Source organism: Caulobacter sp. (assembly GCF_017744445.1).
GTDB lineage: Bacteria > Pseudomonadota > Alphaproteobacteria > Caulobacterales > Caulobacteraceae > Caulobacter.
In genome coordinates, this window is sequence record NZ_JAGIBH010000121.1 from 1 (window position 1) to 594 (window position 594).

1 pseudogene is annotated in these 594 nt (G+C 70.5%); it reads left to right on the plus strand.

The window, feature by feature from the left end:
* A pseudogene (locus J7528_RS23985) lies at positions 1 to 383 on the plus strand (glutathione S-transferase); the annotation flags it as partial.
* Positions 384 to 594 lie beyond the last annotated feature (211 nt).

The window sequence follows — 594 nt, forward strand, 5'->3', positions numbered from 1 at the left end:
CCTTTCCGGCCTATCTGCAATTCCTGCATCTCGGCGAAGCCGGCCTCGCCGGCCCGGTCAACGCCGTCATCGCCACCCATATCCTCGCGCCCGAGGCGGAATGGGACAACGGCACCACCCGCTGGGCGATGCGGACGTTCGAGAGCCGGCGCGGACTGGTCGCGCGGCAGCTCGCGCATTCGCCGTACATGGCCGGCGACGCGTTCACCGCGGCGGACATTTCGGTGACTTACGCGCTGCAACTGGCCGAGCGCACCGGCAACGCGGTCCCGACCGAGGCCGAACGCGCCTATCTGGCGCGCACGACGGGCCGGGCGGCCTACGGACGCGCGATGGATAGCTGCGCGGCGACCAAGGCCTGGGTGGCCGCGATGGCCGGGTGAGGGTCGACACGGGCCCCCTCCGTCCGCTTCGCGGACACCTCCCCCGTAAACGGGGGAGGACTGAGTAGCCTGTTATCAAGGCCTCCCCCGTTTACGGGGGAGGTGCCGAGCGTAGCGAGGCGGAGGGGGCCTGTCCGCCTAGATCCCCAGCGCCTTGAAGATCCCCTCTTCAACCGCCACCGCGGCCTTCCACCCGTCGCGCGCGGAAACC